Origin of the sequence: Citrobacter sp. S-77 (assembly GCF_963864895.1) — a bacterium.
Taxonomy (GTDB): Bacteria; Pseudomonadota; Gammaproteobacteria; order Enterobacterales; family Enterobacteriaceae; genus Citrobacter; species Citrobacter murliniae.
Genome location: NZ_CAWLWU010000002.1, coordinates 1,331,070 through 1,353,493, shown reverse-complemented (window position 1 = coordinate 1,353,493; position 22,424 = coordinate 1,331,070). Strand labels below are relative to the sequence as shown.

The following is a 22,424-nucleotide window of genomic DNA, read 5'->3' as shown; positions in this document are numbered from 1 at the left end:
CTTTTGAATTTCTTTTCTCATGGGAGGAGTCATGCGGTGGATCCTGTTCATCTTCTTTTGTCTGCTGAGCGTCCCGGCTCAGGCGGTGACAATACCCGGTGTGACGTCAACAGCGTCCACCAGCCCACAAACAGAACCAGCGCCTGAACCTGACGTTGAACAAAAGAAAGCCGCCTACGGTGCGCTGGCAGACGTTCTGGAGAATGAAGCTTCCCGTCAGGAGTTGATTGGCCAGTTGCGAAAAGTCGCGGCAACTCCTCCTCCCGATCCCGTACCAACTATCGTCCCACCCACACTGACTGAAGAAAAAACGGTTCTGGAAAACGTTACTGATATCAGCCGTCATTACGGTGAAGCTCTCTCCGGCCGCTTTGCTCAGCTTTATCGCAACATCACTGATGCGCCGCATAAAACCTTTAATTCGCAAACGTTCACCAATGCCCTGACCCATTTTTTAATGCTGGCTGTTTCGGTATTCGGATTTTACTGGCTGATACGCCTGTGTGCGTTGCCGTTATATCGAAAAATGGGGCAATGGGCGCGGCGGAAAAACCGCGAACGCAGCAATTGGCTACAACTTCCCGCAATGATCATCGGCGCGTTTATCATTGATTTACTACTGCTGGCGCTCACGCTGTTTATCGGACAGATACTGAGTGACAGAATGAACGCCGGTAGCCGTACCATCGCTTTCCAGCAAAGCTTGTTTCTCAATGCTTTCGCGCTGATTGAGTTTTTCAAGGCTATTCTGCGCCTGATATTTTGCCCGACAGTGGCAGAACTACGCCCCTTCAACATTCAGGATGCGGGCGCACGCTACTGGAATCGGCGTCTGAGTTCATTAAGCAGTCTGATTGGCTATGGACTTATCGTGGCGGTTCCCATCATTTCTAATCAGGTCAATGTGCAGGTCGGCGCCATGGCTAACGTTATCATCATGTTATGTATCACGCTGTGGGCGCTGTATCTGATTTTCAGGAACAAGAAAGAGATAACACAGCATTTGCAGAATCTGGCGGAGCGCTCGCTGGCTTTTTTTAGCCTGTTTATCCGCGCCTTTGCGCTTGTCTGGCACTGGCTGGCCAGTGCTTATTTTATTGTGCTGTTTTTCTTTTCACTGTTTGATCCAGGCAACAGCCTGAAATTTATGATGGGCGCGACGCTACGCAGCCTGGTGATTATCGGTATTGCGGCGTTTGTATCCGGTATGTTCTCCCGCTGGATAGCCAAAACGATTACGCTATCGCCACACACCCAGCGCAGCTATCCGGAACTACAAAAACGACTCAATGGCTGGTTGTCGACGGCATTAAGCGTTGCGCGGATCCTGACCGTCTGCGTTGCGGTAATGCTGCTACTTAATGCCTGGGGTCTGTTCGATTTCTGGAACTGGCTGCATTACGGCGCGGGCGAAAAAACGGTTGATATCCTGATCCGCATCGCGCTGATATTATTTTTCTCCGCCATCGGCTGGACGATCCTCGCCAGCCTGATTGAAAACCGACTGGCATCGGATATTCATGGCCGCCCGTTACCCAGCGCACGAACCCGAACTCTGCTCACACTGTTTCGCAACGCGCTGGCGGTGATTATCAGCACTATCACCATTATGATCGTACTGTCAGAAATTGGCGTCAATATCGCTCCGTTACTGGCGGGCGCAGGTGCACTGGGTCTGGCGATTTCTTTCGGCTCACAGACGCTGGTGAAAGACATTATTACCGGGATTTTTATCCAGTTCGAAAACGGTATGAACACCGGTGATTTAGTTACCATCGGTCCGTTAACCGGTACGGTTGAGCGCATGTCTATTCGCTCGGTAGGCGTGCGGCAGGACACCGGGGCGTACCATATCATCCCCTGGTCTTCGATAACGACCTTCGCCAACTTCGTGCGGGGGATTGGGTCAGTAGTCGCCAATTACGACGTTGACCGGCATGAGGATGCTGATAAAGCCAATCAGGCGCTAAAAGATGCAGTCGCCGCTGTGATGGGCATGGAGGATATCCGGGGACTCATCATCGGTGAGCCGTCGTTCGCCGGAATTGTCGGCTTAACGAATACGGCGTTTACGCTACGGGTCTCCTTTACCACACTACCGCTGAAGCAATGGACCGTGCGTTTCGCGCTCGACAGTCAGGTGAAAAAATATTTTGATCTGGCCAATGTTCGCGCGCCGGTGCAGACCTATCAGGTACTGCCTGCACCGGGAAATAGCTCAACGCAGTCCGGTGGGCAACTGCCGCCAACTGAGCCTACGATTTAGCGTTTACGCGTCATAAAACGTCGGCGCTGATCGTTATCCATAAAGGTCCAGGCAATAAAGCGACTCTGCTTTTGCCCCTGGGCCATCTCTTTTTTAACCACTTTCACCGCACCTGCGTCCGTTAACGCATGATACAGCGGTGGCAAATTTTCACCGCGCGATACCAGCGTTGTGAACCACATGACCTGCCGACCAAAGGTCTGGCTTTCAGCGATCATTTTCTTGATGAATGCCACTTCACCGCCTTCACACCACAGCTCCTGCTGCTGTCCGCCAAAGTTCAGCGCATCATCTTTGTCCTGCCCCAGGTTGCGGCGTTTGCGCTCGCTTCCTGCACGGGCGGAGGCTGCAGAATCGTGAAATGGCGGATTGCAAAGCGTGGCTTCGTACTGTTCATTTTTATGAATAATACCGGTGAAGATAGCCGACGCATCTTTCTGACGACGCAAACGGATAGCTCGAGTTAACCCAGGGTTAGCGTTGATGATCGCCTGTGCGCTACTAAACGCTTCGTCACTGGTCTCACTACCGGTAAATCGCCAGCCATATTCATGCACGCCGATAAGCGGATAAATACAGTTTGCCCCCACCCCGACATCCAGCACGCTCGCATTGGCAGGAATAGTTCCCGTCGTTTCCCCCAGTAGATCGGCCAGATGATGAATGTAATCCGCGCGCCCCGGCACTGGCGGACACAGGAAACCTTGCGGAATATCCCAGTTTGCCACCGCATAATAATGTGCCAGCAATGCTTTGTTCAGCGCCTTCACAGCCTGGGGATTCGCGAAATCAACGCTCTGCTCACCACCCGGTGTAAGGGTGAGATATTGCGTCAGTTCGGGCGTAACCTGGCATAAAGTCGCAAGATCATAACGGCCATTGTGGCGGTTTCGTGGGTGTAATCCCGGTTTCTGGGGGGGCATAGCTTTCTCCTTTTAACAGCGGCGTAAGATACCCGCATAACGCTAAGTGGTAAACACACACAACAGGGAATCTCGAATTAATTGGGTATAGCGCTGATTAACACAAAATGAGTTGTTCAAAAAATGCGCAGTTCAACATCAATTTTTTGCGTTAATTGTCATGTGATGACGTCCTAAACTTATCAGGTACTACCTGTTGTTTCTCAGAGGATATCATCATGAAAAAATGCCTCACATTACTTGCCGCTACCGTACTCACCGGCATGACATTTGCTTCTTTTGCTGCACAGCCCATCACCAGTCCTGCCACCGGTCCACTACAGGCTTCCGGCACAGTATCCGCTACAGGGGCGTCCAACCTGAGCGATCTTGAAGATAAGTTAGCGGAAAAAGCGAAGGAGCAAGGCGCAAAAGGCTTTGTGGTTAATTCTGCTGGCGGCAAAAACCAGATGTATGGTACAGCAACTATCTATAAGTAACTCACCCTCAGCTCAACTGCATTCGCCCTGAATGCAGTTTTCTTTTTGATGTTCTCACCACTACCCGCACAAAATGTGACCATCATGTTGGAATTTTGAATCCAATGTAAATAAATGTATTTATTTTTGAATTAATGAATGCTAAAAAGCTGCACTGATTAGCAATGCTAATCAAAATCATTATCAATTACATCTTTCATTCCGGCGAGACCTGCAGGGCACAACATCCACAGAAATGTCCCTTCGCATGAGTGAAACCTTCTACTCAAAAAATAATAAGTTACTCATTAATATGGATAAAAATCGCAATTTGCCGTCCAGTAGTTTTCACTCCCTCACCTTTTTTGCCGGGTTGTGCATTAGCCTGACTCCGGTAGCTCAGGCTGTCGCCGCGGGTGATCAAGATAAGAAACAGGAAGATACGCTGGTTGTAGAAGCAGCTAAGCCATCGCTGTATGCCCCTACGCAGTCTGCCGATCCGAAATTTTCTCGTCCGATTGCGGATACCACACGCACCATGACGGTAATTTCTGAGCAGGTTATCAAGGATCAAGGGGCAACAAATCTGACCGATGCGCTGAAAAACGTACCGGGTGTGGGCGCATTTTTCGCCGGTGAAAACGGAAACTCCACCACCGGTGACACTGTTTATATGCGCGGAGCTGATACGTCAAACAGCATTTATATTGACGGTGTTCGTGATATCGGTAGCGTCACACGCGATACTTTTAACACCGAACAAGTTGAAGTGATTAAGGGCCCTTCCGGTACCGATTATGGTCGCAGCGCGCCAACCGGCTCTATCAATATGATCAGCAAACAGCCGCGCACCGACTCTGGAATTGATGCGTCTGCCAGTGTAGGCAGCGCCTGGTTTCGTCGGGGTACGCTTGACATCAACCAGGTCATCGGTGACACCACTGCGGCACGTTTAAATCTGATGGGCGAAAAAACGCACGATGCCGGACGCGATAACATTAAAAACGAGCGCTATGGCGTTGCCCCATCTATCGCCTTTGGGCTAGGCACCGAAAATCGACTTTACCTGAACTATCTGCATGTTACCCAGCACAACACACCAGACGGAGGCATTCCCACAATTGGTCTGCCGGGCTACTCTGCGCCTTCTGCAGGGACTTCCGCCCTGAACCATTCAGGGAAAGTGGATACAAATAATTTCTACGGTACCGACTCAGATTACGACGACTCGACGACCGACACCGCGACTATGCGGTTTGAGCATGATCTGAACGACAGCACAACCATTCGTAACACCACGCGCTGGTCACGTATTAAACAGGATTACCTGATGACTGCGGTAATGGGTGGTGCGTCAAACATTACGCAACCGACCAGCAGCGTCGATACATGGACCTGGTCACGCCTGTCGAATACCAAAGATGTCAGCAATAAGATCCTGACTAACCAGACTAACCTGACCTCAAAATTTTATACCGGCTCTGTCGGGCATGACATCAGCACTGGCGTAGAGTTGACGCGCGAAACACAGACCAACTACGGCCTGGTTCCACTCACGCCTCCACCGGTTAATATTTACCATCCCAACAGCAACGTGAACCTGGGCGGATTGTCCCGCAATGGCGCAAACGCCAACGGTCAGACTGACACCTTCGGCATTTACGCCTTCGACACCCTGCAAATTACCCGTGATATCGAACTGAACGGCGGTATCCGACTGGATAATTATCGTACCGAGTATGACAGCGCGACTGCATGCGGCGCTTCTGGTCGTGGCGCAGTTGCGTGCCCGGCAGGGGTAGCTAAAGGGTCACCAGTCACCACCATTGATACCGCAAAGTCAGATAATCTGGTGAACTGGAAAGCCGGTGCGCTTTATCATCTGACCGATAACGGCAACGTTTACATTAACTACGCCGTTTCTCAGCAACCGCCGGGCGGCAGCAACTTCGCCCTTGCCCAGAGCGGAACAGGTAACAGCGCAAACCGTACCGACTTCAAACCGCAAAAAGCGAAAACCAGCGAGATCGGCACCAAGTGGGAAGTACTGGATAAACGTCTGCTGTTAACCGCAGCGATTTTCCGCACGGATATTGAGAACGAAGTTGAACAGAATGACGACGGGACCTGGTCCCAGTACGGAGAGAAACGTGTTGAAGGGTACGAACTCTCTGTCGCAGGTAATATCACTCCTGCATGGCAGGTGATTGGGGGTTATACCCAGCAGCGTGCTACGGTGCACAACGGTAAAGATGTTGCCCAGGATGGCTCATCCTCGCTGCCGTATACTCCGGAACATGCGTTCACGCTGTGGAGCCAGTATCAGGCCACTGATGATGTTTCCGTAGGCGCAGGCGCACGCTACGTTGGCAGCATGCATCGCGGCTCTGACGGTGCGGTGGGTACACCATCCTATACCGAAGGGTACTGGGTAGCCGACGTCAAGCTGGGTTACCGAGTGAACCGCAATCTCGACTTCCAGTTGAACGTCTACAACCTGTTCGATACCGATTACGTATCCTCAATCAACAAGAGCGGATACCGTTACCATCCAGGTGAACCAAGAACCTTCCTGCTCACCGCCAACATGCATTTCTGATCCATTACGTGGGGCGCAAGCCCCACTCTCAGGAGAGACACTAATGATGTACCACATTCCCGGCATCCTGTCGGCGCAGGATGTAACCTGGTTTCGCGAACAACTGAGCACCACAGGGTGGGTTGATGGCCGCGTAACCACGGGCGCTCAGGGGGCGCAGGTTAAGAATAACCAACAGGTTGATACACGCGACGAACGCTATGCAGCATTGCAACAAGCAGTGCAGAACGCCGTTAACAACAACGCGCTTTTCTTTGCCGCTGCACTGCCAAAAACACTTTCAACTCCGCTGTTCAATCGCTATCAGAACAACGAAACTTACGGTTTTCACGTCGATGGTGCGGTACGCAGTCACCCGGAAAACGGCTGGATGCGTACAGATCTGTCTGCCACCTTATTCTTAAGCGATCCCGACAGTTACGAAGGTGGAGAACTGCTGGTGAATGACACCTACGGTCAACACGCGGTGAAGCTCCCGGCAGGCGATCTGGTTCTCTACCCCTCCAGCAGCCTGCATTGTGTAACGCCGGTCACTCGCGGCATTCGCGTCGCTTCATTTATGTGGATCCAGTCTATGATCCGTGATGATAAAAAACGCGCAATGCTCTTTGAACTGGATAAAAACATCCAGTCCCTGAAGTCACGCCATGGAGAAAACACAGAGATCCTTTCCTTGCTCAATCTCTACCATAACCTGCTGCGTGAATGGTCCGAAATCTGATGCGTCTCCCTGATGGTCGTTTTTCACCCATAGCATTCGCTATACTTATTTGTATACCGACTATGGGGAGGCATATATGGCATCCGGATGGGCAAATGACGACGCGGTAAACGAACAGATCAGCAATACTATTGAAGATGCTGTTGCCCGCGCCCAGGGTGAATTACCCACGGGAGAAAGTCTTTATGAGTGTGAGGAATGTGGTGATCCTATCCCTCAGGCCAGACGTGAGGCCGTTCCTGGCGTGCGCTTATGCATCACCTGCCAGCAGGACAAAGATTCACATAATTCGGCTTTCTCAGGATATAATCGCAGAGGTTCGAAAGACAGCCAGCTACGTTGACCTATCTTTACCGAAAGTTTCAGCGCATACGATTTACTTTACGAGCACGGTTTTTCACACACTGTGTAGCAAAATGTGCCGTCCAGACTTTCTCTGTAAAGTGCAATGGCAAGAACTGTAAATCTCCCCTTCTAATTTATTAATATTCAATAAGTTATTTGTCATTCAATTTATTTGATGGATGCCGTCAATTCTATTCGATTTTCTCTCACATAAAAAAGCGTGATACTTCTCACATCGACAGAACAACGTCTACTTAACAAAACAACTGACTAACAGAACAACCTGCGAGAGATTAATCATGAAAAATATCAAATATGCTGTTGCCGCCATCGCCCTCTCTACCCTGTCATTTGGCGCTTTTGCTGCCGAGCCGGTTACTTCAACCCAGGCACAAAGCATGAATAAAATTGGTGTGGTATCCGCTGATGGTGCCAGTACGCTGGATGGCCTGGAAGCAAAACTGGCTGAAAAAGCTGCTGCCGCAGGCGCTAGTGGTTACAGCATCACCTCCGCTGTCGGCAAAGACAAAATGAGCGGCACCGCGGTTATCTACAAATAACCAACAGAATTTTTGTAGTACCCAATGCTCCAACCCTCATTGACCCTGTTTGTTACCCTTTGTTTGCCCGTCCGTCACTGGACGGGCTTTTTTTTGCCTACTGTTCCAGTTGTTGACGGAATTCCTGCAACACGGCATCCGACATGCCTATTTGCTGTGCCGCTTCGCAAATAGCCTGCCAGCTTCCGGCGTCAAGCGGGATCCCCTGAGCCAGTCGCTCCTGACGGGTATTCACCTCCCACTCACCCGGTAACAGAATGGGCGCATCCTCAGCATGCGGCGACGCTTTTACCCATTCAGCAAAGGCCGAAACCTGATTATCGCAGTCCGGTGCGCCAAATAATTCCGGGTTAATAATGATAGTCGTCATGCAGTTAATAATGGCGTCAGCGCTATCCTGTAAACTTTCTTTGTGCGTTGTTTTACCACCAGAAAGTGCACCCCCCATGATTTCGCACATTGCTGCCAGCGCATAGCCCTTGTGCTGGGCGAAAGTCAGTAGCGACCCAAGCGGCGAAACCTGCATGACAGCCGGATCGGTGGTCGGTACACCATCAGCATCGATCAGGCATCCCGCTGCAACCGGCTCCCCTTTATGCCATGCCACGCGCGTTTTTCCGAAGGCAATGGCGCTGGTAGCGTAGTCCAGCAGCAGCGGGAAGGCATTTTTACGCGGAAAAACAACGCAGAAGGGATTGGTGCCAAAACGACTATCACGACCATTGAATGGTGCGACCATCGGAATCCCCACCACATTCACAAAGTGAACAGAGACAAAACCCGCTTCCGCACATTGCTCCGCCCAGTAGCCAATTCGCCCGATATGATGAGAGTTATGTAGCGCCACAGCTGCAATACCGTACTGGCGTGCTTTTTCAATACCCAGCGTGATGGCTTCATGCGCTGCCACCTGACCAAATGCACAATCGCCATCAAGCGTGATCACCGCCCCCGCATCTTTCACCACTTTCGCATGACGGTTGATCTGCAAATGCCCCTGAGAGAACGAGCGGATATAGCTTGGGATCATCCCAATACCGTGAGAGTCATGTCCGGCCAGGTTCGCGGCAATCAGATGATCGGCAACCAGTCGCGCTTCTTGCTCAACGCTTCCCATTTGGCGGAAAACGGCCTGAATAAAAGCGTGCAACGTTGGCACATGGAAGCGATGTCCACTGTTCATTGTTATCTCCTGTTATGTTGCGTGTTTGTTGTGTTTCTTATTTTTCAACAAACTATGCTGCGCCACGATGACCAGGAGATCAATAAACGTGCAGAAATTTCACGTTACAGGAAGGGGGAAGAGCCGACAGGTCAGGCAACGACCCGTCGGAAGAGTCAGATAATCAGAAGCATTGTTCGACGCGGGTAACCCCTTCAGCCAGCGTCCCGACTTCGCCGGTTGCCACCAGGCAGCACGCCATCTGAATTTTCAACGAGGCCGGTATCGGCTCGCTTCCGGCAAGACAACGCTCAATCCAGCGAGCCGTTGTTTCAGGATCTTTTGCCACTGGCAATGGCACCGGCTCGTCCGGCATATCACTCTGCCTGTCCTGCAATACCCGAACGCCGGAATAGTCTATCAAGCTTATCTGTGGGCAGCGCTGAGGGTTAGCATACACTTCACCTTCCGTACCATGCATCAGCAGACCACGCCCCCCGATATCGCCAAAGAATTTCGCCACCCGCGACACATATTCCGGGTGCGAAACACTGGAAAGGCGCAGCGCAACGTCCTCAGCAAACGGCGTGGCTAATTTCGCCAGCGTATGCGCACTGTTGCGTACGCCCATCCGCCAGCGCATCGCCAGCTGTTTCTCCAGTGGAGGGCATAAGGCACTCACCGGGATAAACACCGGCTCATGTCCATCCAGTTTTGCCTGTGCCTGCCCGGCATGCAGCGTTGGCGCAATGCCCAGCAGTTCAAAAATGGTTTCCGTCAGTACGCGAGTCGGATCCTCACTGACACCGTGTACCACCACCGGGAAGCCCAGCTTATGCAGCAAAATGGCCAGCAGCGGGGTCAGGTTCGCCTGCTTACGTGCCCCGTTGTAGGTGGGAATAACAATTGGCATGGGTTTGGCGACAGGCGGTGTCAGACGAATAGTATGGTTTTGCATCGCCTCATAAAAACCGAGCATCTCCGCTTCCCCTTCCCCTTTGATACGCAGTGCAATTAATACGCCGCCCATCTCAAGATCGGGCACGTCGCCATTCAACATGTGGGTATACAGTCCGCGAGCGGTATCCTGGTCCAGGTCACGCGCGTGATTTTTTCCTCGCCCAATCTCTTTAATGATTTTGCGGTAATCCATCGAAAACTCCTTGCCTGTTGCTCACATCGTTAACGCCGCCGACGGCGCGTGGGTTTCGCTTTTTCTTTTGGTTTTACTATAACGTCTGGCACAGCAGGTTGCTCTATAGGAAAAATGGGTAACGCATTCAGTAAACGCTTACCATAGTTTTTGGTCAATAAACGCTTGTCATAAATAACCACTTCACCCCAGCAGCCGTGGCTACGAATGAGTCGCCCGACCTGCTGGATCAAATTGAACGACGCCGCAGGTAAACTCTGCACCTCAAAGGGATAACGATTCAGGCTTTTCAGCCACTCGCCTTCGGTAATCACCACCGGGCTGTCGATAGGTGGAAACGCAATTTTGTGGATATGCACCTGAGTCAGCAACTCGCCTTTCAAATCTAAGCCTTCGGCGAAAGACTGTAAGCCAACCAGCACGCTACGTTCACCGCTTTCCACTCGCTTACGGTGCAGCTCCACCAGACGATAACGCGGTTGATCGCCCTGTACCAGCAACAACAGGCGCAGATCGGTCACATGCTCAAGAAAACGCTGCATCGCGCGCCCGCTGGCAAACAGCACCAGCATGCCCTGATGTTTTTTGCTTTCCAGTTGCTCGCGAAAATAGGCCGCCATTTCCGCTATATGCTGCTCTTCATTATCAATCAATGGCTCATAGCGCATCTGAGGAATAACGATCTTGCCTTGCTCGACATGATTAAACGGTGAATCGAGCGCGACAAACCTGTCTCCTGCTTTTTCTTTCAGGCCGCTCATTTCCTGCAGGCGCGAGAAACTGTTGAGCGAGCGTAAGGTAGCTGAAGTGACAATAATATGCGGTACGCTGCGCCACAGCAGCCGTTCAAGCTGATCGCTGACGCGGATCCCCACGCAGTGGAACCAGACATGGATCTGTCCGTCACGCACATCGCGCGTCACCCATTTAGTCACCGGCGCACCTGATGATTGCGCAAGCGACGCCAGCCGCCACAGTTTACTCTGCGCTTCGAACATACCCAGCGCCCGGTTCATCTGTAAAATGACCCGATGCAGACGCACGATATCGTGGCTGCCGGTCTTTTCACTCAAGTCATTGAGGAACAGTTCCGCCAGACCGCGCAACATTTCCGTCAACTTCGCCAGACGCTGACAAATTTCCATCACTTCCGCAGGCAACTCGCCCATTGCAAAGCGGTGTTCGGCCTCCTGCGTGGCGGGCAGATACAGATTGAGAATGTTGTTTAATGAAGCGATCAGTTCGTACAGTTCTTCGCAGTGGGCGTTCAGCCGCTCAGGATTAGCCAGCGGTGGCGTGGTTTTCGGACGGAACTGCTCCAGGCAGGTAGCGACTAATTTGCTGAACAGATCCAACTGGAGTCGATACCAGGGTGCCGTAATTTCCGCACTCATTTCCAGCGCATCGCGTGCAACATCTGGCAAGTGGTGACCTTCATCAAGAACCAGCAACAGGTTTTTCGGTTCCGGTAAAACGGCCTCGCTTTCCATAGCCGCCATCACCAGTGCGTGGTTCGCCACCACCACTTCAGCTTCCTGAATTTCCCGGCGGGCAACAAAAAATGGACATTCACGATAGTAGTGACAGTTACGGTTCAGACAACTGGCTTTATCGGTGCTCAGACGCTGCCAGAGTCCGTCGTCAATGGCGATATCCGTATGGTCGCGAAGCCCGTCCCACTTGTAGCTGTCGAGATCGCCTTTCAGCCTGGCACAGCGCTTTTGTTCTTCCTGGTTATTTGGCGTCAGTTCATCGTCGAGGAACGCCAGCAGATCCTGCTGATTAGGTTCGGTACTGGCTAATGCAGCTAAATTTCGTGGACAGACATAGCGTCCGCGACCAAAGGCAGCGGTAAAACGCAGATCAGGGATAATTTTTCGCAGCAGCGGCAGATCTTTACTGTAGATTTGATCCTGCAACGCAACGTTGGCGGTGCTAACCACCAGCGTTTTTTGTTCTTCACGCGCAATGGCAATACCGGGGATCAGGTACGATAACGTTTTCCCTACGCCAGTCGGTGCTTCAATCGCCAGATGCCGCCCTTCTTCTCCAGTCAGCGTTTTAGCGACATCAGCAATCATCTGCCGCTGTGGTGCTCGGGGAATAAAGTCGGGGATCTGTTCCTGAAGCGCCTTATACCAGGCGGCAATTTGCGCTTTTAGCGCAGCAGTTAATGCCATGAGAAAACCTGAAATACTGTATAAACAGCCACTATTGTGGCACATTTCAGGCGCTGGATGTACCTTTTTCCCCCAAACTGGAAAGCGCTTCGCAACTCGGGTTCACTTTGCCGGATGTCGGCTTACGCCTTATCCGGCCTGCATTTATACATATTGCAGGCCGAATAAGCGTATCGGTTAATAGTATCCCAGTAGCTTCCACCACAGCATACCCACGGCAAAAATGATAATCACATTCACCGTCACCACGCAGAGGTTGATTTTGTAAAAGCGCGGTCGTTCAAAATAACCTTGCGCAAAATAGATTGGGCCAGGTCCGCCGCCATACTCCGTATTACCCCACATCAGATTGCTGAAAATACCGAAGCAAATAGCCACCATCATCGGCGGTGCGCCTGCAGCGATCGCGGTGGCCGCAAAAGGTGCGTACAGCGCCGCTACATGTCCGGTCGCGGTTGCAAAGAGATAATGGACGTAAATATAGAGGATCCCCAACATAATAAAGGACTCTATCGCGCCAAATCCCTGAATACCGCTACCCAGTTTGATCGTCATCCATTTAATGAAGCCCAGATCGGCAAGCCCGGTCGCGAGGCTGATAATGACGCTAAACCAGATCACCGTATCCCAGGCCGCATGGTCATTGAGCAGGCTTTTCCAGCTCACGGCGCCCGAGGCGAACAGATAAGCAGCCAATCCCAGTCCGACTGACGTCGCAGACAATCCTGTGATCAAACTGGTGCCCCAGCCAACCAACGCCAGCACAAAGCCGAAAGCGACTTTTTTCTCGTTGCTGCTCATCGCGCCGAGTTCCCCCAGCGCCTGCTTACCCATCGCTTTTGCCTCTGGCGTGCGCTTAAGCTCAGGATCCAGCAACTTATAAACCAATAGCGGCATCAGGCAAAAACAAACCATCGCCGGGACCACTGCGGAAACAAACCACCCGCCCCAGGTTATCTCAACGCCTAATGAGGATTTCGCCAGGCTCGCCACCAGCGGATTCGCCGCCATCCCGGTGAGAAATATCGCCCCGGTAATCGGCGTAAACTGAAAGCACACCATGGTTAAGAAATCGCCAATACGTTTGCCCGTTACCCCAGGAGCCGAGCCCAGCACATCATTAATTGAACGCGTGATAGGGAAAATAATCCCCCCGGAACGCGCGGTCACCGACGGCATTGCCGGGGCCATAATCAGATCGGAAACCCCCAGCGAGTAGGCGATACCCAGACTGCTACCGCCAAAAAGCGACAGCATCTTATACGCAATACGTTTCCCCAGACCCGAGGTGACAAACCCCAGAGAAAGGACATAGGCGCAGAAGATGAGCCATACCGTGCCGGAAGCGAACCCGGAAAGCGCTTTCGCCTCTGGCAATGTTTTGGTAAAAATCACCACGCAAAGCGCAATCAACATGACCGCCCCCGAAGGGAGCGGTTGGGTCAAAATGGCGGCAATAGTGGCGGCAAAAATAGCAAACATATGCCAGGCCTGAGGCGTCAGCCCCTCAGGTACGGGATAAAACCAAATGATTCCGCCAATCGCCAGCAGTATCAGGAATGACAGAATGGATTTTCCCGTGACAGAATTCGTTGACATAAAAATATCCTTATTCCGTTAGCCCGAGATAATTCATTTCCGCGACATATATTTGGCCAGCACCTGATCGACCATCGCGGGTGCCATCCCCAGGTAATTTGCCGGGTCGGTCAGCTCCTCAATCAACTGCGGATCCAGACGTTCTGAAACTGACGGCATCGCATTCAGTACATCGGCCAGTCGTCCCCCCTGTTCATTAACGATACGGCAGGCGTCGTACACTACGTCATGCGCATCCTGACGGCCAATATATGGCGCCAGACCCATCATGACCGCTTCGGCCACAATCAAACCATTGGTCATACCGAGGTTACGTTTCATCGCCGCTTCATCAACCACCAGCCCCGCCAGCATAAAGTTGGCCTGATGCAACGCCCCCGCGCTGAGGACGAAACTTTCCGGGATAGCAATCCACTCGGCATGCCACGGCCCGGTTGCCCGTTCCAGGTCCTGTACCATCGCATCCAGCATGAGCCCTGCTTGCTGACGTACGCCTTTAGCACAGGCCAGCATCAGCTCACTGGAGATAGGGTTTCGTTTCTGCGGCATGGTGCTGCTGGCACCGCGTCCTTTAACAAACGGCTCGTACAGTTCGCCAAACTCGTTTGATGCCATCAGCATCACGTCATAAGCGATCTTGCCCAGAGAACCAGTCATAACCGCCAGCAGGTTTACGGCTTCAGCAAAACCATCGCGCGCGACGTGCCAGGTAGACGTAGGTACATTGAGTCCCAACTCTTCCATCATGGCTTTTTGTACCGCCAGCCCTTTATCGCCCAACGATGCCAGCGTACCGGCTGCGCCAGCAAATTCACCGACCAGCACACGTGGACGCGCCTGAGCAAGACGCTCGGCATGGCGTTCGAACATATCCAGCCAAATGGCAGCTTTATAACCAAAGGTCACTGGCAGCGCCTGCTGCAGATGAGTTCTCCCCGCCATTGGCGTATCGCGGTACCGACGAGCAAGATCGGCCAGCGTCGCACGAAGTTTGTCCATATCGGATTCGATTAATGCAAAAGCATCACGAATTTGCAGCACTACCGCAGTGTCCATAATGTCCTGGGTGGTCGCCCCCCAGTGCACGTAACCGCCGGACTCTCCGGCCTGTTTTGAAATCTGATGCACCAGCGGCAGGATCGGATAACCCACAATTTCGGTTTCATGACGCAGCAAATCAAAATCAAGCGTATCGGCATTGCATTTCTCAGCAATTTCCTGCGCCGCAGCCTCGGGTATCACGCCACAGCGTGCCTGGGCTTTAGCTAATGCCACTTCCACTTCCACGTATTTGCGCACCAGTTCGCGATCGTCAAACACCGCGCGCATTGCAGGTGTACCGAAAGAATCCCTGAACAGAACAGAATCAAGCACATTCGAAGCCATAAATCCCCCTGGAAAATCTGATAATGATAAGATGCGTGTTTCAGGCCGTTTGTTGGAAGAACAAAGACCGCCGCAATGTCCAGACATACAACAATGTCCGTACATTTAAATGTACGGACATTTATAGTATTCACGAGGAATGTATGGAATAGTCCGTACATATTTTTGTGATGAAGATCATTAATTTTTTGATGAAACTGCGATGAAAGAATCTCTGTACAAGCGAATAGCACGTGAACTGGCGCAGCAAATATCGGTGGGTACTTTTGCCCCAGGCTCGCTGTTTCCCACAGAAATGGAGCTGTGTGAAACATGGCAGGTCAGCCGCCACACCATACGAGAGGCATTGAGGGAATTAACGGAACAGGGGTTGATTTCACGCCGTAAAGGCGCAGGAACCCGCGTTTGCGAACCACAGGTAAACGGCGTCAACCACCCATTATCGCATCTTGAAGATCTGTTACTGCTGGCGAAAAACAATCTGCGCGTGATTAAAAAAATCGATGAAATTGTCGCGGATATTGAGCTTTCCCAGATGATTGGTTGTCCGCCGGGCTCCCGCTGGCTGCACATTGCCAGCACCCGCGAAGATGCGCAAAACCCGGACGCGCCAATCTGCTGGACCGACAGTTATGCCAGTACGGATTACGCCAAGCTGCGCGCTTACATCCGCAACGATCCACACTCGTTAATTAGCGATTTGATCGAAACCCATTACGGTATTAAAAGCCATGAGGTACATCAGACGATTACAGCCGTGGGCGTGCCTAAAAAGGTGGCGAAAATCCTCAACGTAGAACCTGATTCACCGGCGATGAGAATTGTGCGTCGCTATATGGACAGGGAAGGAAAGGTATTTGAAACGACGATTTCGATTCACCCGGCAGGACGGTATACCTGCTCAATCGTGCTGAAACCGCAGAGTTCAGGTGAGTAAAAAAACCTGCCGACATGGCAGGTTTTTCATTCAATTACTGTGCTGAAGACGGTCTGCGAGGACGACGTGGCGGACGAGGCTTATCGCCTGCCGGTTTGCCTTCACTGCTGCGCGGCTTCGCTTTTGGCGCTCCGCCATCCTGACGACGCGGTTGCTGCCCACGCCCTGCACCACCCTGTCCGCGGCCACCACCACCGCCACGCTGTTGGCGTCCGTTCTGGATCGGCTCAGCTTTGATGGACGGGTCCGGCTCGTAGCCCGGGATAGCAATACGTGGGATCTCTTTTTTCAGTAGCTTCTCGATATCACGCAACAGTTTGTGCTCATCGACGCACACCAGAGATAACGCTTCACCCGTTGCCGCCGCACGGCCGGTACGACCAATACGGTGTACATAATCTTCCGGCACGTTCGGCAGCTCGTAGTTCACTACGTGCGGCAGTTCTTCAATATCCAGTCCGCGCGCGGCGATATCGGTCGCCACCAGAACCCGAATATCACCGGATTTAAAATCGGCCAACGCACGCGTACGCGCACCCTGAGATTTGTTACCGTGAATGGCTGCACTGCGAATGCCGTCTTTATTCAGCTGTTCTGCCAGGTGGTTAGCGCCATGTTTGGTACGGGTAAAGACCAGTACCTGCTGCCAGTTACCCTGGCCAATCATCTGCGACAACAATTCGCGCTTGCGTTTTTTATCAACGAAATGAACGTGTTGAGTAACCTGCTCAGAAGCGGTATTACGACGAGCCACTTCAATTTCCAGCGGGTTATGCAGCAGCTTTTCAGCAAGCGCTTTGATGTCGTCAGAGAACGTTGCAGAGAACAGCAGGTTCTGACGTTTTGCCGGCAATTTTGCCAGTACGCGACGAATGTCATGGATAAAGCCCATATCCAGCATACGGTCCGCTTCATCCAGCACCAGGATCTCAATCTGATCCAGTTTGACCGCGTTCTGATGTTCCAGATCGAGCAAACGACCGGGAGTCGCCACCAGCACATCAACGCCGCCACGCAGTTTCATCATTTGCGGGTTAATACTCACACCGCCAAAAACCACCAGTGAGCGAATATTCAGATACTTACTGTAATCGCGGACGTTTTCACCAATCTGCGCAGCCAGTTCACGTGTTGGTGTCAGAATCAGCGCACGCACCGGGCGACGGCTTTTGCCATGTGGCTGATGGGTAATAAGATGTTGTAGCAGCGGCAGGGTAAAGCCTGCTGTTTTACCTGTACCAGTCTGGGCGCTGGCCATCAGGTCACGGCCTTCCAGCACTGCGGGAATTGCCTGCTGCTGAATAGGGGTTGGTTCACGGTAACCCTGCTCGGCAACGGCGCGCAAAATATCAGGATTTAAACCAAGGGAATCAAAAGACATAACTACTCCGAACCGCCCCGACCGTTACCGGTGTCGTTTTCAGGGAGATACTCGCAAAAGAGATGACAAAAACCACAATGTCATGAAGGGGCGGAGTGTAGCAGTTTTTGTGATGTACCGCATAAATTATCCCGCCAGCCGAAAAAACAAAATAAACCACCACACTGGACAATATCGAACATCAGTCATAATCTTAATCAATCGATTGATTAAGATTATGACCGTGCAATGAATACACCAACCATGACAACAAAAGGTGAACAGGCAAAGAACCAGCTCATTGCCGCCGCGCTGGCACAATTTGGTGAGTATGGCCTGCACGCGACGACGCGCGATATTGCCGCCCTGGCCGGGCAGAACATTGCCGCAATTACCTACTATTTTGGTTCAAAAGAAGATTTATATCTTGCCTGCGCCCAGTGGATTGCTGATTTTATCGGTTCACAGTTTCGTCCCCACGCAGAGGAAGCTGAGCGCCTGTTTGCCCAGCCAGAGCCGGATCGGGCGGCAATGCGCGAACTTATTCTGCGCGCCTGCAAAAATATGATCATGCTGTTAACCCAGGACGACACCGTTAATCTGAGTAAATTTATTTCGCGTGAGCAGCTTTCGCCCACCGCCGCTTATCAACTGGTGCACGATCAGGTACTCAATCCTCTACATACACACCTGACACGCCTGATTGCTGCCTATACTGGCTGCGATGCCAACGATACCCAAATGATCCTGCACACCCACGCCATACTCGGCGAGGTACTGGCCTTCCGGCTGGGTAAAGAAACCATACTGTTACGCACTGGCTGGTCACAATTTGATGAAGATAAAGCCGCGCTGATTTCCCAAACGGTCATCTTTCACATCGATCTTATTCTGCAAGGTTTAACGCAAAGGAGTCTGGACTCATGAAAAAACCTGTCGTTCTTGGGCTGGTTATCGCGACACTCGTGGCCGTGATTGCCGGTGGAACGTGGTGGTATCAAAGCCGACAAGATAACGGCCTGACCCTGTACGGCAATGTCGACATCCGTAGCGTCAACTTAAGTTTTCGTGTTGGTGGCAGACTGGCCTCGCTGGCCGTTGACGAAGGTGATGCCATTACCGCCGGTCAGGTGCTGGGCGAGCTGGACCATGCCCCATACGAAAACGCACTGATGCAGGCAAAAGCCAATGTTGCCGCTGCACAGGCGCAATACGACCTGATGCTGGCAGGGTATCGTGAGGAAGAGATCGCACAAACCGCAGCAGCCGTGAAACAGGCTCAGGCGGCATACGATTACGCGCAAAACTTTTACAACCGCCAGTCAGGATTGTGGAAAAGTCGCACGATTTCCGCCAATGACCTGGAAAACGCCCGTTCTGCACGCGACCAGGCGCTGGCCACACTGAAATCTGCCCAGGATAAACTTTCGCAATATCGCAGCGGTAACCGCCCACAGGATATCGCCCAGGCGAAAGCAACACTCGAACAAGCTCAGGCCCAGCTGGCACAGGCTGAACTTGATTTGCATGATACAACTCTCACCTCACCGTCTGACGGCACGTTGCTAACCCGAGCGGTCGAACCCGGCAGCATGCTGAACGCGGGCGGCACCGTGCTGACACTATCGCTTACCCGCCCGGTCTGGGTTCGCGCCTATGTTGACGAACGTAATCTGAGCCAGGCACAGCCAGGACGAGAAATTCTGCTCTATACCGATGGCCGTCCGGATAAACCGTATCACGGTAAAATAGGCTTTGTATCTCCTACCGCAGAGTTTACGCCCAAAACGGTTGAAACCCCGGACCTGCGTACCGACCTGGTTTATCGCCTGCGTATTGTTGTGACAGATGCGGATGATGCATTACGCCAGGGGATGCCTGTCACGGTGAAATTCAGTGACGAGGCGCGGCATGAATGACGCCGTCATTACGCTTAGTGGATTGGTCAAACGCTTCAAAGGCCTGGAAAAGCCGGCGGTTGCACCGCTCGACTGTACCATTCACGCTGGCTATGTCACCGGTCTTGTAGGGCCAGACGGCGCAGGGAAAACGACCTTAATGCGTATGCTGGCGGGCCTGTTGAAGCCAGATGACGGTAGCGCGACAGTGATCGGTTTTGACCCGATAAAAGACGATAGCGCGCTGCATGCAGTGCTGGGCTACATGCCGCAAAAATTTGGCCTGTATGAAGACTTGACCGTCATGGAGAATCTCAATCTCTATGCCGATTTACGTAGCGTGACCGGTGAAAAACGCAAAGAGACCTTTGCCCGTCTGCTGGAGTTTACCTCGCTGGGGCCATTTACCGGGCGTCTGGCAGGAAAGCTCTCCGGCGGGATGAAACAGAAGCTGGGTCTTGCCTGTACCCTGGTTGGTGAGCCAAAAGTTCTGTTGTTGGATGAACCAGGCGTTGGTGTGGACCCCATTTCTCGTCGCGAACTGTGGCAAATGGTGCACGAGCTGGCCGGGGACGGCATGCTGATCCTCTGGAGCACTTCCTATCTTGATGAAGCCGAGCAGTGTCGTGATGTGCTGCTGATGAACGAAGGTGAACTGCTGTATCAGGGCGAACCGACCCAACTTACGCAAACCATGGCGGGACGTAGCTTTTTAATGAGCAGTCCGCAGGAAAACAACCGGAAGCTGCTGCAACGGGCGTTAAAACTGCCGCAGGTCAGCGACGGGATGATTCAGGGCAAATCTGTTCGACTGATCCTGAAAAAAGAGGCGACAGCGGATGATATTCGTCATGCCGATGGCATGCCGGAGATTAATATCACCGGGACTGCCCCACGCTTCGAAGACGCCTTTATCGATTTGCTCGGCGGAGCGGGAACCTCTGAATCTCCGCTGGGCGCCATCCTGCACACCGTGGAAGGAAAAGCGGGTGAAACGGTCATTGAGGCCAAAGCGCTGACCAAAAAATTTGGCGACTTTGCCGCCACCGACCATGTGGATTTCGCCGTACAGCGCGGTGAAATTTTTGGCCTGTTAGGGCCAAACGGGGCAGGCAAATCCACCACCTTTAAAATGATGTGTGGCCTGCTGGTCCCCACTTCCGGTAAAGCACTGGTGCTGGATATGGACCTGAAAGTCAGTTCAGGGAAAGCGCGCCAACATTTGGGCTATATGGCGCAGAAATTCTCCCTGTATGGCAACCTGACGGTTGAACAGAATCTGCGCTTTTTCTCTGGCGTTTACGGCCTGCGCGGTCGTGCGCAGAAAGAAAAAATTGATCGTATGAGCGAGGCGTTCGGCCTGAAAAGCATCGCCTCCCATGCCACTGACGAGTTGCCTCTGGGGTTTAAGCAGCGTCTGGCGCTGGCCTGCTCACTGATGCATGAACCCGATATCCTGTTCCTTGATGAACCGACCTCCGGGGTCGATCCCCTCACCCGCCGGGAGTTCTGGCTGCATATCAACAGCATGGTGGAAAAAGGCGTTACGGTGATGGTTACCACCCATTTTATGGACGAGGCGGAATATTGTGACCGTATCGGACTGGTGTATCGCGGTAAGCTGATTGCCAGCGGCACACCGGATGACCTGAAAGCGCAAGCCGCCGATAATGATACGCCGGACCCAACAATGGAACAGGCGTTTATTACGCTTATCAATGACTGGGATAAGGAGCATGCGCATGAGTAACCATACTCTTTCCTGGCGACGCGTGCGGGCGCTGTGTGTGAAAGAAACGCGCCAGATCGTTCGCGACCCCAGTAGCTGGCTGATTGCCGTGGTGATCCCGCTACTGCTGTTGTTTATCTTCGGCTACGGCATTAACCTCGACTCCAGCAAGCTTCGGGTGGGGATTCTGCTCGAACAACAGAGCGAAGAGGCACTGGACTTTACCCACGCCATGACCGGCTCGCCATATATTGACGCCACCATTAGCGATAGCCGCAAGGAATTGATTGAGAAGATGCAGGCCGGGCGAATTCGCGGACTGGTGGTTATCCCGGTAGATTTTGCTCAGCAGATGGCGCGGCCAAACGACATCGCCCCGATCCAGGTGATCACCGATGGCAGCGAACCCAACACAGCTAACTTTGTGCAGGGCTATGTGGAAGGCATCTGGCAGATTTGGCAAAAACAACGGGCGGAAGATCGGGGAGAATCATTCGAGCCGCTGATTGACGTGCAAACGCGCTACTGGTTTAACCCGGCGGCCATCAGCCAGCACTTTATTATTCCTGGCGCAGTCACCATCATTATGACGGTGATTGGCGCGATCCTCACCTCATTAGTGGTTGCGCGAGAATGGGAACGCGGGACGATGGAAGCACTGCTCTCGACTGAAGTGACCCGCGTCGAATTACTGCTGTGCAAACTGATCCCCTATTACTTTCTTGGCATGCTGGCGATGCTGCTCTGCATGCTGGTGTCGGTGTTTATTCTTGATGTTCCCTACCGCGGTTCGCTGCTGATCCTGTTTTTTATCACCAGCCTGTTCTTGCTCAGCACGTTAGGGATGGGATTGCTGATCTCCACCATCACCCGCAATCAGTTTAACGCCGCACAGGTGGCACTGAACGCCGCTTTCCTGCCGTCGATTATGCTGTCGGGATTTATCTTCCAGATAGACAGCATGCCGGCAATTATCCGCGCGGTGACCTACATTATCCCCGCCCGTTATTTTGTCAGTACCTTGCAAAGCCTGTTTCTGGCGGGAAATATTCCGGTAGTGTTGATTATCAACGTGCTGTTTTTAATCGCTTCGGCGGTGATGTTTATTGGTCTGACGTGGCTTAAAACCAAACGTCGGCTGGATTAAG

18 protein-coding genes are annotated in these 22,424 nt (G+C 52.4%); 11 read left to right on the top strand and 7 right to left on the bottom strand.

The features are described 5' to 3' along the window. The first annotated feature begins 31 nt into the window (after positions 1 to 31). Entirely contained in the window at positions 32 to 2,266 is a 2,235-nt protein-coding gene (ybiO, locus tag AACS05_RS06985; protein ID WP_045441185.1) for a mechanosensitive channel protein, read from the top strand. On the opposite strand, the gene rlmF is transcribed toward ybiO, so the two are convergent. Next, on the bottom strand, positions 2,263 to 3,189 hold the full coding sequence (rlmF, locus tag AACS05_RS06980) for a 23S rRNA (adenine(1618)-N(6))-methyltransferase RlmF (RefSeq protein ID WP_045441184.1): 927 nt from the start codon (positions 3,187 to 3,189) through the stop codon (positions 2,263 to 2,265). The two genes, ybiO and rlmF, sit on opposite strands and share 4 nt — an antisense overlap. A gap of 218 nt (positions 3,190 to 3,407) precedes the next feature. On the opposite strand from rlmF, the gene mcbA reads away from it, so the two are divergent. The 5 genes from mcbA (at position 3,408) to ybiJ (ending at position 7,872) form a co-directional block, all read left to right on the top strand. Next, positions 3,408 to 3,668, top strand: coding sequence for a DUF1471 family periplasmic protein McbA (gene mcbA / locus AACS05_RS06975; protein WP_045441183.1), 261 nt, complete (start codon positions 3,408 to 3,410; stop codon positions 3,666 to 3,668). Between the two features lie 292 nt (positions 3,669 to 3,960). Continuing rightward, positions 3,961 to 6,246, top strand: a complete 2,286-nt coding sequence (locus AACS05_RS06970) for a catecholate siderophore receptor Fiu (RefSeq protein WP_045449509.1) — start codon at positions 3,961 to 3,963, stop codon at positions 6,244 to 6,246. Between the two features lie 43 nt (positions 6,247 to 6,289). Beyond that, a complete protein-coding gene (gene ybiX / locus AACS05_RS06965) occupies positions 6,290 to 6,967 on the top strand; it encodes a PKHD-type hydroxylase YbiX (protein ID WP_045441182.1) in 678 nt (225 codons plus the stop codon). A 76-nt stretch (positions 6,968 to 7,043) separates the two neighbouring features. Beyond that, complete coding sequence (locus AACS05_RS06960) at positions 7,044 to 7,310, top strand: DksA/TraR family C4-type zinc finger protein (RefSeq protein ID WP_045441181.1); 267 nt, start codon at positions 7,044 to 7,046, stop codon at positions 7,308 to 7,310. Between the two features lie 301 nt (positions 7,311 to 7,611). Then, on the top strand, positions 7,612 to 7,872 hold the full coding sequence (gene ybiJ, locus AACS05_RS06955; RefSeq protein ID WP_045441180.1) for a DUF1471 family protein YbiJ: 261 nt from the start codon (positions 7,612 to 7,614) through the stop codon (positions 7,870 to 7,872). Between the two features lie 97 nt (positions 7,873 to 7,969). On the opposite strand, the gene AACS05_RS06950 is transcribed toward ybiJ, so the two are convergent. From AACS05_RS06950 to AACS05_RS06930, 5 genes are all read right to left on the bottom strand, one after another. Then, complete coding sequence (locus AACS05_RS06950; protein WP_045441179.1) at positions 7,970 to 9,055, bottom strand: malate/lactate/ureidoglycolate dehydrogenase; 1,086 nt, start codon at positions 9,053 to 9,055, stop codon at positions 7,970 to 7,972. 163 nt (positions 9,056 to 9,218) lie between these two features. Continuing rightward, complete coding sequence (gene ybiB / locus AACS05_RS06945) at positions 9,219 to 10,187, bottom strand: DNA-binding protein YbiB (protein ID WP_045441178.1); 969 nt, start codon at positions 10,185 to 10,187, stop codon at positions 9,219 to 9,221. Between the two features lie 29 nt (positions 10,188 to 10,216). Continuing rightward, entirely contained in the window at positions 10,217 to 12,367 is a 2,151-nt protein-coding gene (gene dinG / locus AACS05_RS06940) for an ATP-dependent DNA helicase DinG (protein ID WP_045441177.1), read from the bottom strand. Positions 12,368 to 12,544: 177 nt separating this feature from the next. Continuing rightward, the gene (locus AACS05_RS06935; protein WP_045441176.1) at positions 12,545 to 13,966 is read right to left on the bottom strand and encodes a DASS family sodium-coupled anion symporter; all 1,422 of its coding nucleotides are present in this window, start codon (positions 13,964 to 13,966) and stop codon (positions 12,545 to 12,547) included. Positions 13,967 to 13,999: 33 nt separating this feature from the next. Beyond that, positions 14,000 to 15,352, bottom strand: a complete 1,353-nt coding sequence (locus tag AACS05_RS06930; protein WP_045441175.1) for a class-II fumarase/aspartase family protein — start codon at positions 15,350 to 15,352, stop codon at positions 14,000 to 14,002. A 202-nt stretch (positions 15,353 to 15,554) separates the two neighbouring features. Here AACS05_RS06930 and AACS05_RS06925 point away from each other — a divergent pair, with 202 nt between their 5' ends. Then, a complete protein-coding gene (locus AACS05_RS06925; RefSeq protein ID WP_045441174.1) occupies positions 15,555 to 16,289 on the top strand; it encodes a GntR family transcriptional regulator in 735 nt (244 codons plus the stop codon). A gap of 34 nt (positions 16,290 to 16,323) precedes the next feature. Here the strand turns inward: AACS05_RS06925 and rhlE are convergent, their stop codons facing one another. Further along, positions 16,324 to 17,670 carry an ATP-dependent RNA helicase RhlE gene (gene rhlE / locus AACS05_RS06920; RefSeq protein ID WP_045441173.1) on the bottom strand — a complete coding sequence of 449 codons (1,347 nt, stop codon included), beginning with the start codon at positions 17,668 to 17,670 and terminating at the stop codon, positions 16,324 to 16,326. Positions 17,671 to 17,898: 228 nt separating this feature from the next. On the opposite strand from rhlE, the gene cecR reads away from it, so the two are divergent. Genes cecR through AACS05_RS06900 form a run of 4 tightly spaced genes read left to right on the top strand, consistent with a single transcriptional unit; the run spans position 17,899 to position 22,423 of the window. After that, the gene (gene cecR, locus AACS05_RS06915) at positions 17,899 to 18,576 is read left to right on the top strand and encodes a transcriptional regulator CecR (RefSeq protein ID WP_045441172.1); all 678 of its coding nucleotides are present in this window, start codon (positions 17,899 to 17,901) and stop codon (positions 18,574 to 18,576) included. After that, positions 18,573 to 19,568 carry a secretion protein HlyD gene (gene hlyD, locus AACS05_RS06910; RefSeq protein WP_045441171.1) on the top strand — a complete coding sequence of 332 codons (996 nt, stop codon included), beginning with the start codon at positions 18,573 to 18,575 and terminating at the stop codon, positions 19,566 to 19,568. Before cecR ends, hlyD begins: the two co-directional genes overlap by 4 nt. Next, the gene (locus tag AACS05_RS06905; protein WP_045441170.1) at positions 19,561 to 21,297 is read left to right on the top strand and encodes an ATP-binding cassette domain-containing protein; all 1,737 of its coding nucleotides are present in this window, start codon (positions 19,561 to 19,563) and stop codon (positions 21,295 to 21,297) included. Before hlyD ends, AACS05_RS06905 begins: the two co-directional genes overlap by 8 nt. Next, entirely contained in the window at positions 21,290 to 22,423 is a 1,134-nt protein-coding gene (locus AACS05_RS06900; protein WP_045441169.1) for an ABC transporter permease, read from the top strand. Before AACS05_RS06905 ends, AACS05_RS06900 begins: the two co-directional genes overlap by 8 nt. Position 22,424: the final 1 nt, after the last annotated feature.

What these genes read in the sequence shown, in the direction of transcription:
- ybiO (WP_045441185.1), top strand. Translation starts at nt 32, where the DNA reads ATGCGGTGGATCCTGTTCATCTTCTTTTGTCTGCTGAGCGTCCCGGCT.
- AACS05_RS06950 (WP_045441179.1), bottom strand. Translation starts at nt 9,055, where the DNA reads ATGAACAGTGGACATCGCTTCCATGTGCCAACGTTGCACGCTTTTATT.
- AACS05_RS06905 (WP_045441170.1), top strand. Translation starts at nt 19,561, where the DNA reads ATGAATGACGCCGTCATTACGCTTAGTGGATTGGTCAAACGCTTCAAA.
- AACS05_RS06970 (WP_045449509.1), top strand. Translation starts at nt 3,961, where the DNA reads ATGGATAAAAATCGCAATTTGCCGTCCAGTAGTTTTCACTCCCTCACC.
- ybiB (WP_045441178.1), bottom strand. Translation starts at nt 10,187, where the DNA reads ATGGATTACCGCAAAATCATTAAAGAGATTGGGCGAGGAAAAAATCAC.
- AACS05_RS06930 (WP_045441175.1), bottom strand. Translation starts at nt 15,352, where the DNA reads ATGGCTTCGAATGTGCTTGATTCTGTTCTGTTCAGGGATTCTTTCGGT.
- hlyD (WP_045441171.1), top strand. Translation starts at nt 18,573, where the DNA reads ATGAAAAAACCTGTCGTTCTTGGGCTGGTTATCGCGACACTCGTGGCC.
- AACS05_RS06935 (WP_045441176.1), bottom strand. Translation starts at nt 13,966, where the DNA reads ATGTCAACGAATTCTGTCACGGGAAAATCCATTCTGTCATTCCTGATA.
- dinG (WP_045441177.1), bottom strand. Translation starts at nt 12,367, where the DNA reads ATGGCATTAACTGCTGCGCTAAAAGCGCAAATTGCCGCCTGGTATAAG.
- AACS05_RS06900 (WP_045441169.1), top strand. Translation starts at nt 21,290, where the DNA reads ATGAGTAACCATACTCTTTCCTGGCGACGCGTGCGGGCGCTGTGTGTG.
- rlmF (WP_045441184.1), bottom strand. Translation starts at nt 3,189, where the DNA reads ATGCCCCCCCAGAAACCGGGATTACACCCACGAAACCGCCACAATGGC.
- ybiJ (WP_045441180.1), top strand. Translation starts at nt 7,612, where the DNA reads ATGAAAAATATCAAATATGCTGTTGCCGCCATCGCCCTCTCTACCCTG.
- ybiX (WP_045441182.1), top strand. Translation starts at nt 6,290, where the DNA reads ATGATGTACCACATTCCCGGCATCCTGTCGGCGCAGGATGTAACCTGG.
- AACS05_RS06960 (WP_045441181.1), top strand. Translation starts at nt 7,044, where the DNA reads ATGGCATCCGGATGGGCAAATGACGACGCGGTAAACGAACAGATCAGC.
- cecR (WP_045441172.1), top strand. Translation starts at nt 17,899, where the DNA reads ATGAATACACCAACCATGACAACAAAAGGTGAACAGGCAAAGAACCAG.
- mcbA (WP_045441183.1), top strand. Translation starts at nt 3,408, where the DNA reads ATGAAAAAATGCCTCACATTACTTGCCGCTACCGTACTCACCGGCATG.
- AACS05_RS06925 (WP_045441174.1), top strand. Translation starts at nt 15,555, where the DNA reads ATGAAAGAATCTCTGTACAAGCGAATAGCACGTGAACTGGCGCAGCAA.
- rhlE (WP_045441173.1), bottom strand. Translation starts at nt 17,670, where the DNA reads ATGTCTTTTGATTCCCTTGGTTTAAATCCTGATATTTTGCGCGCCGTT.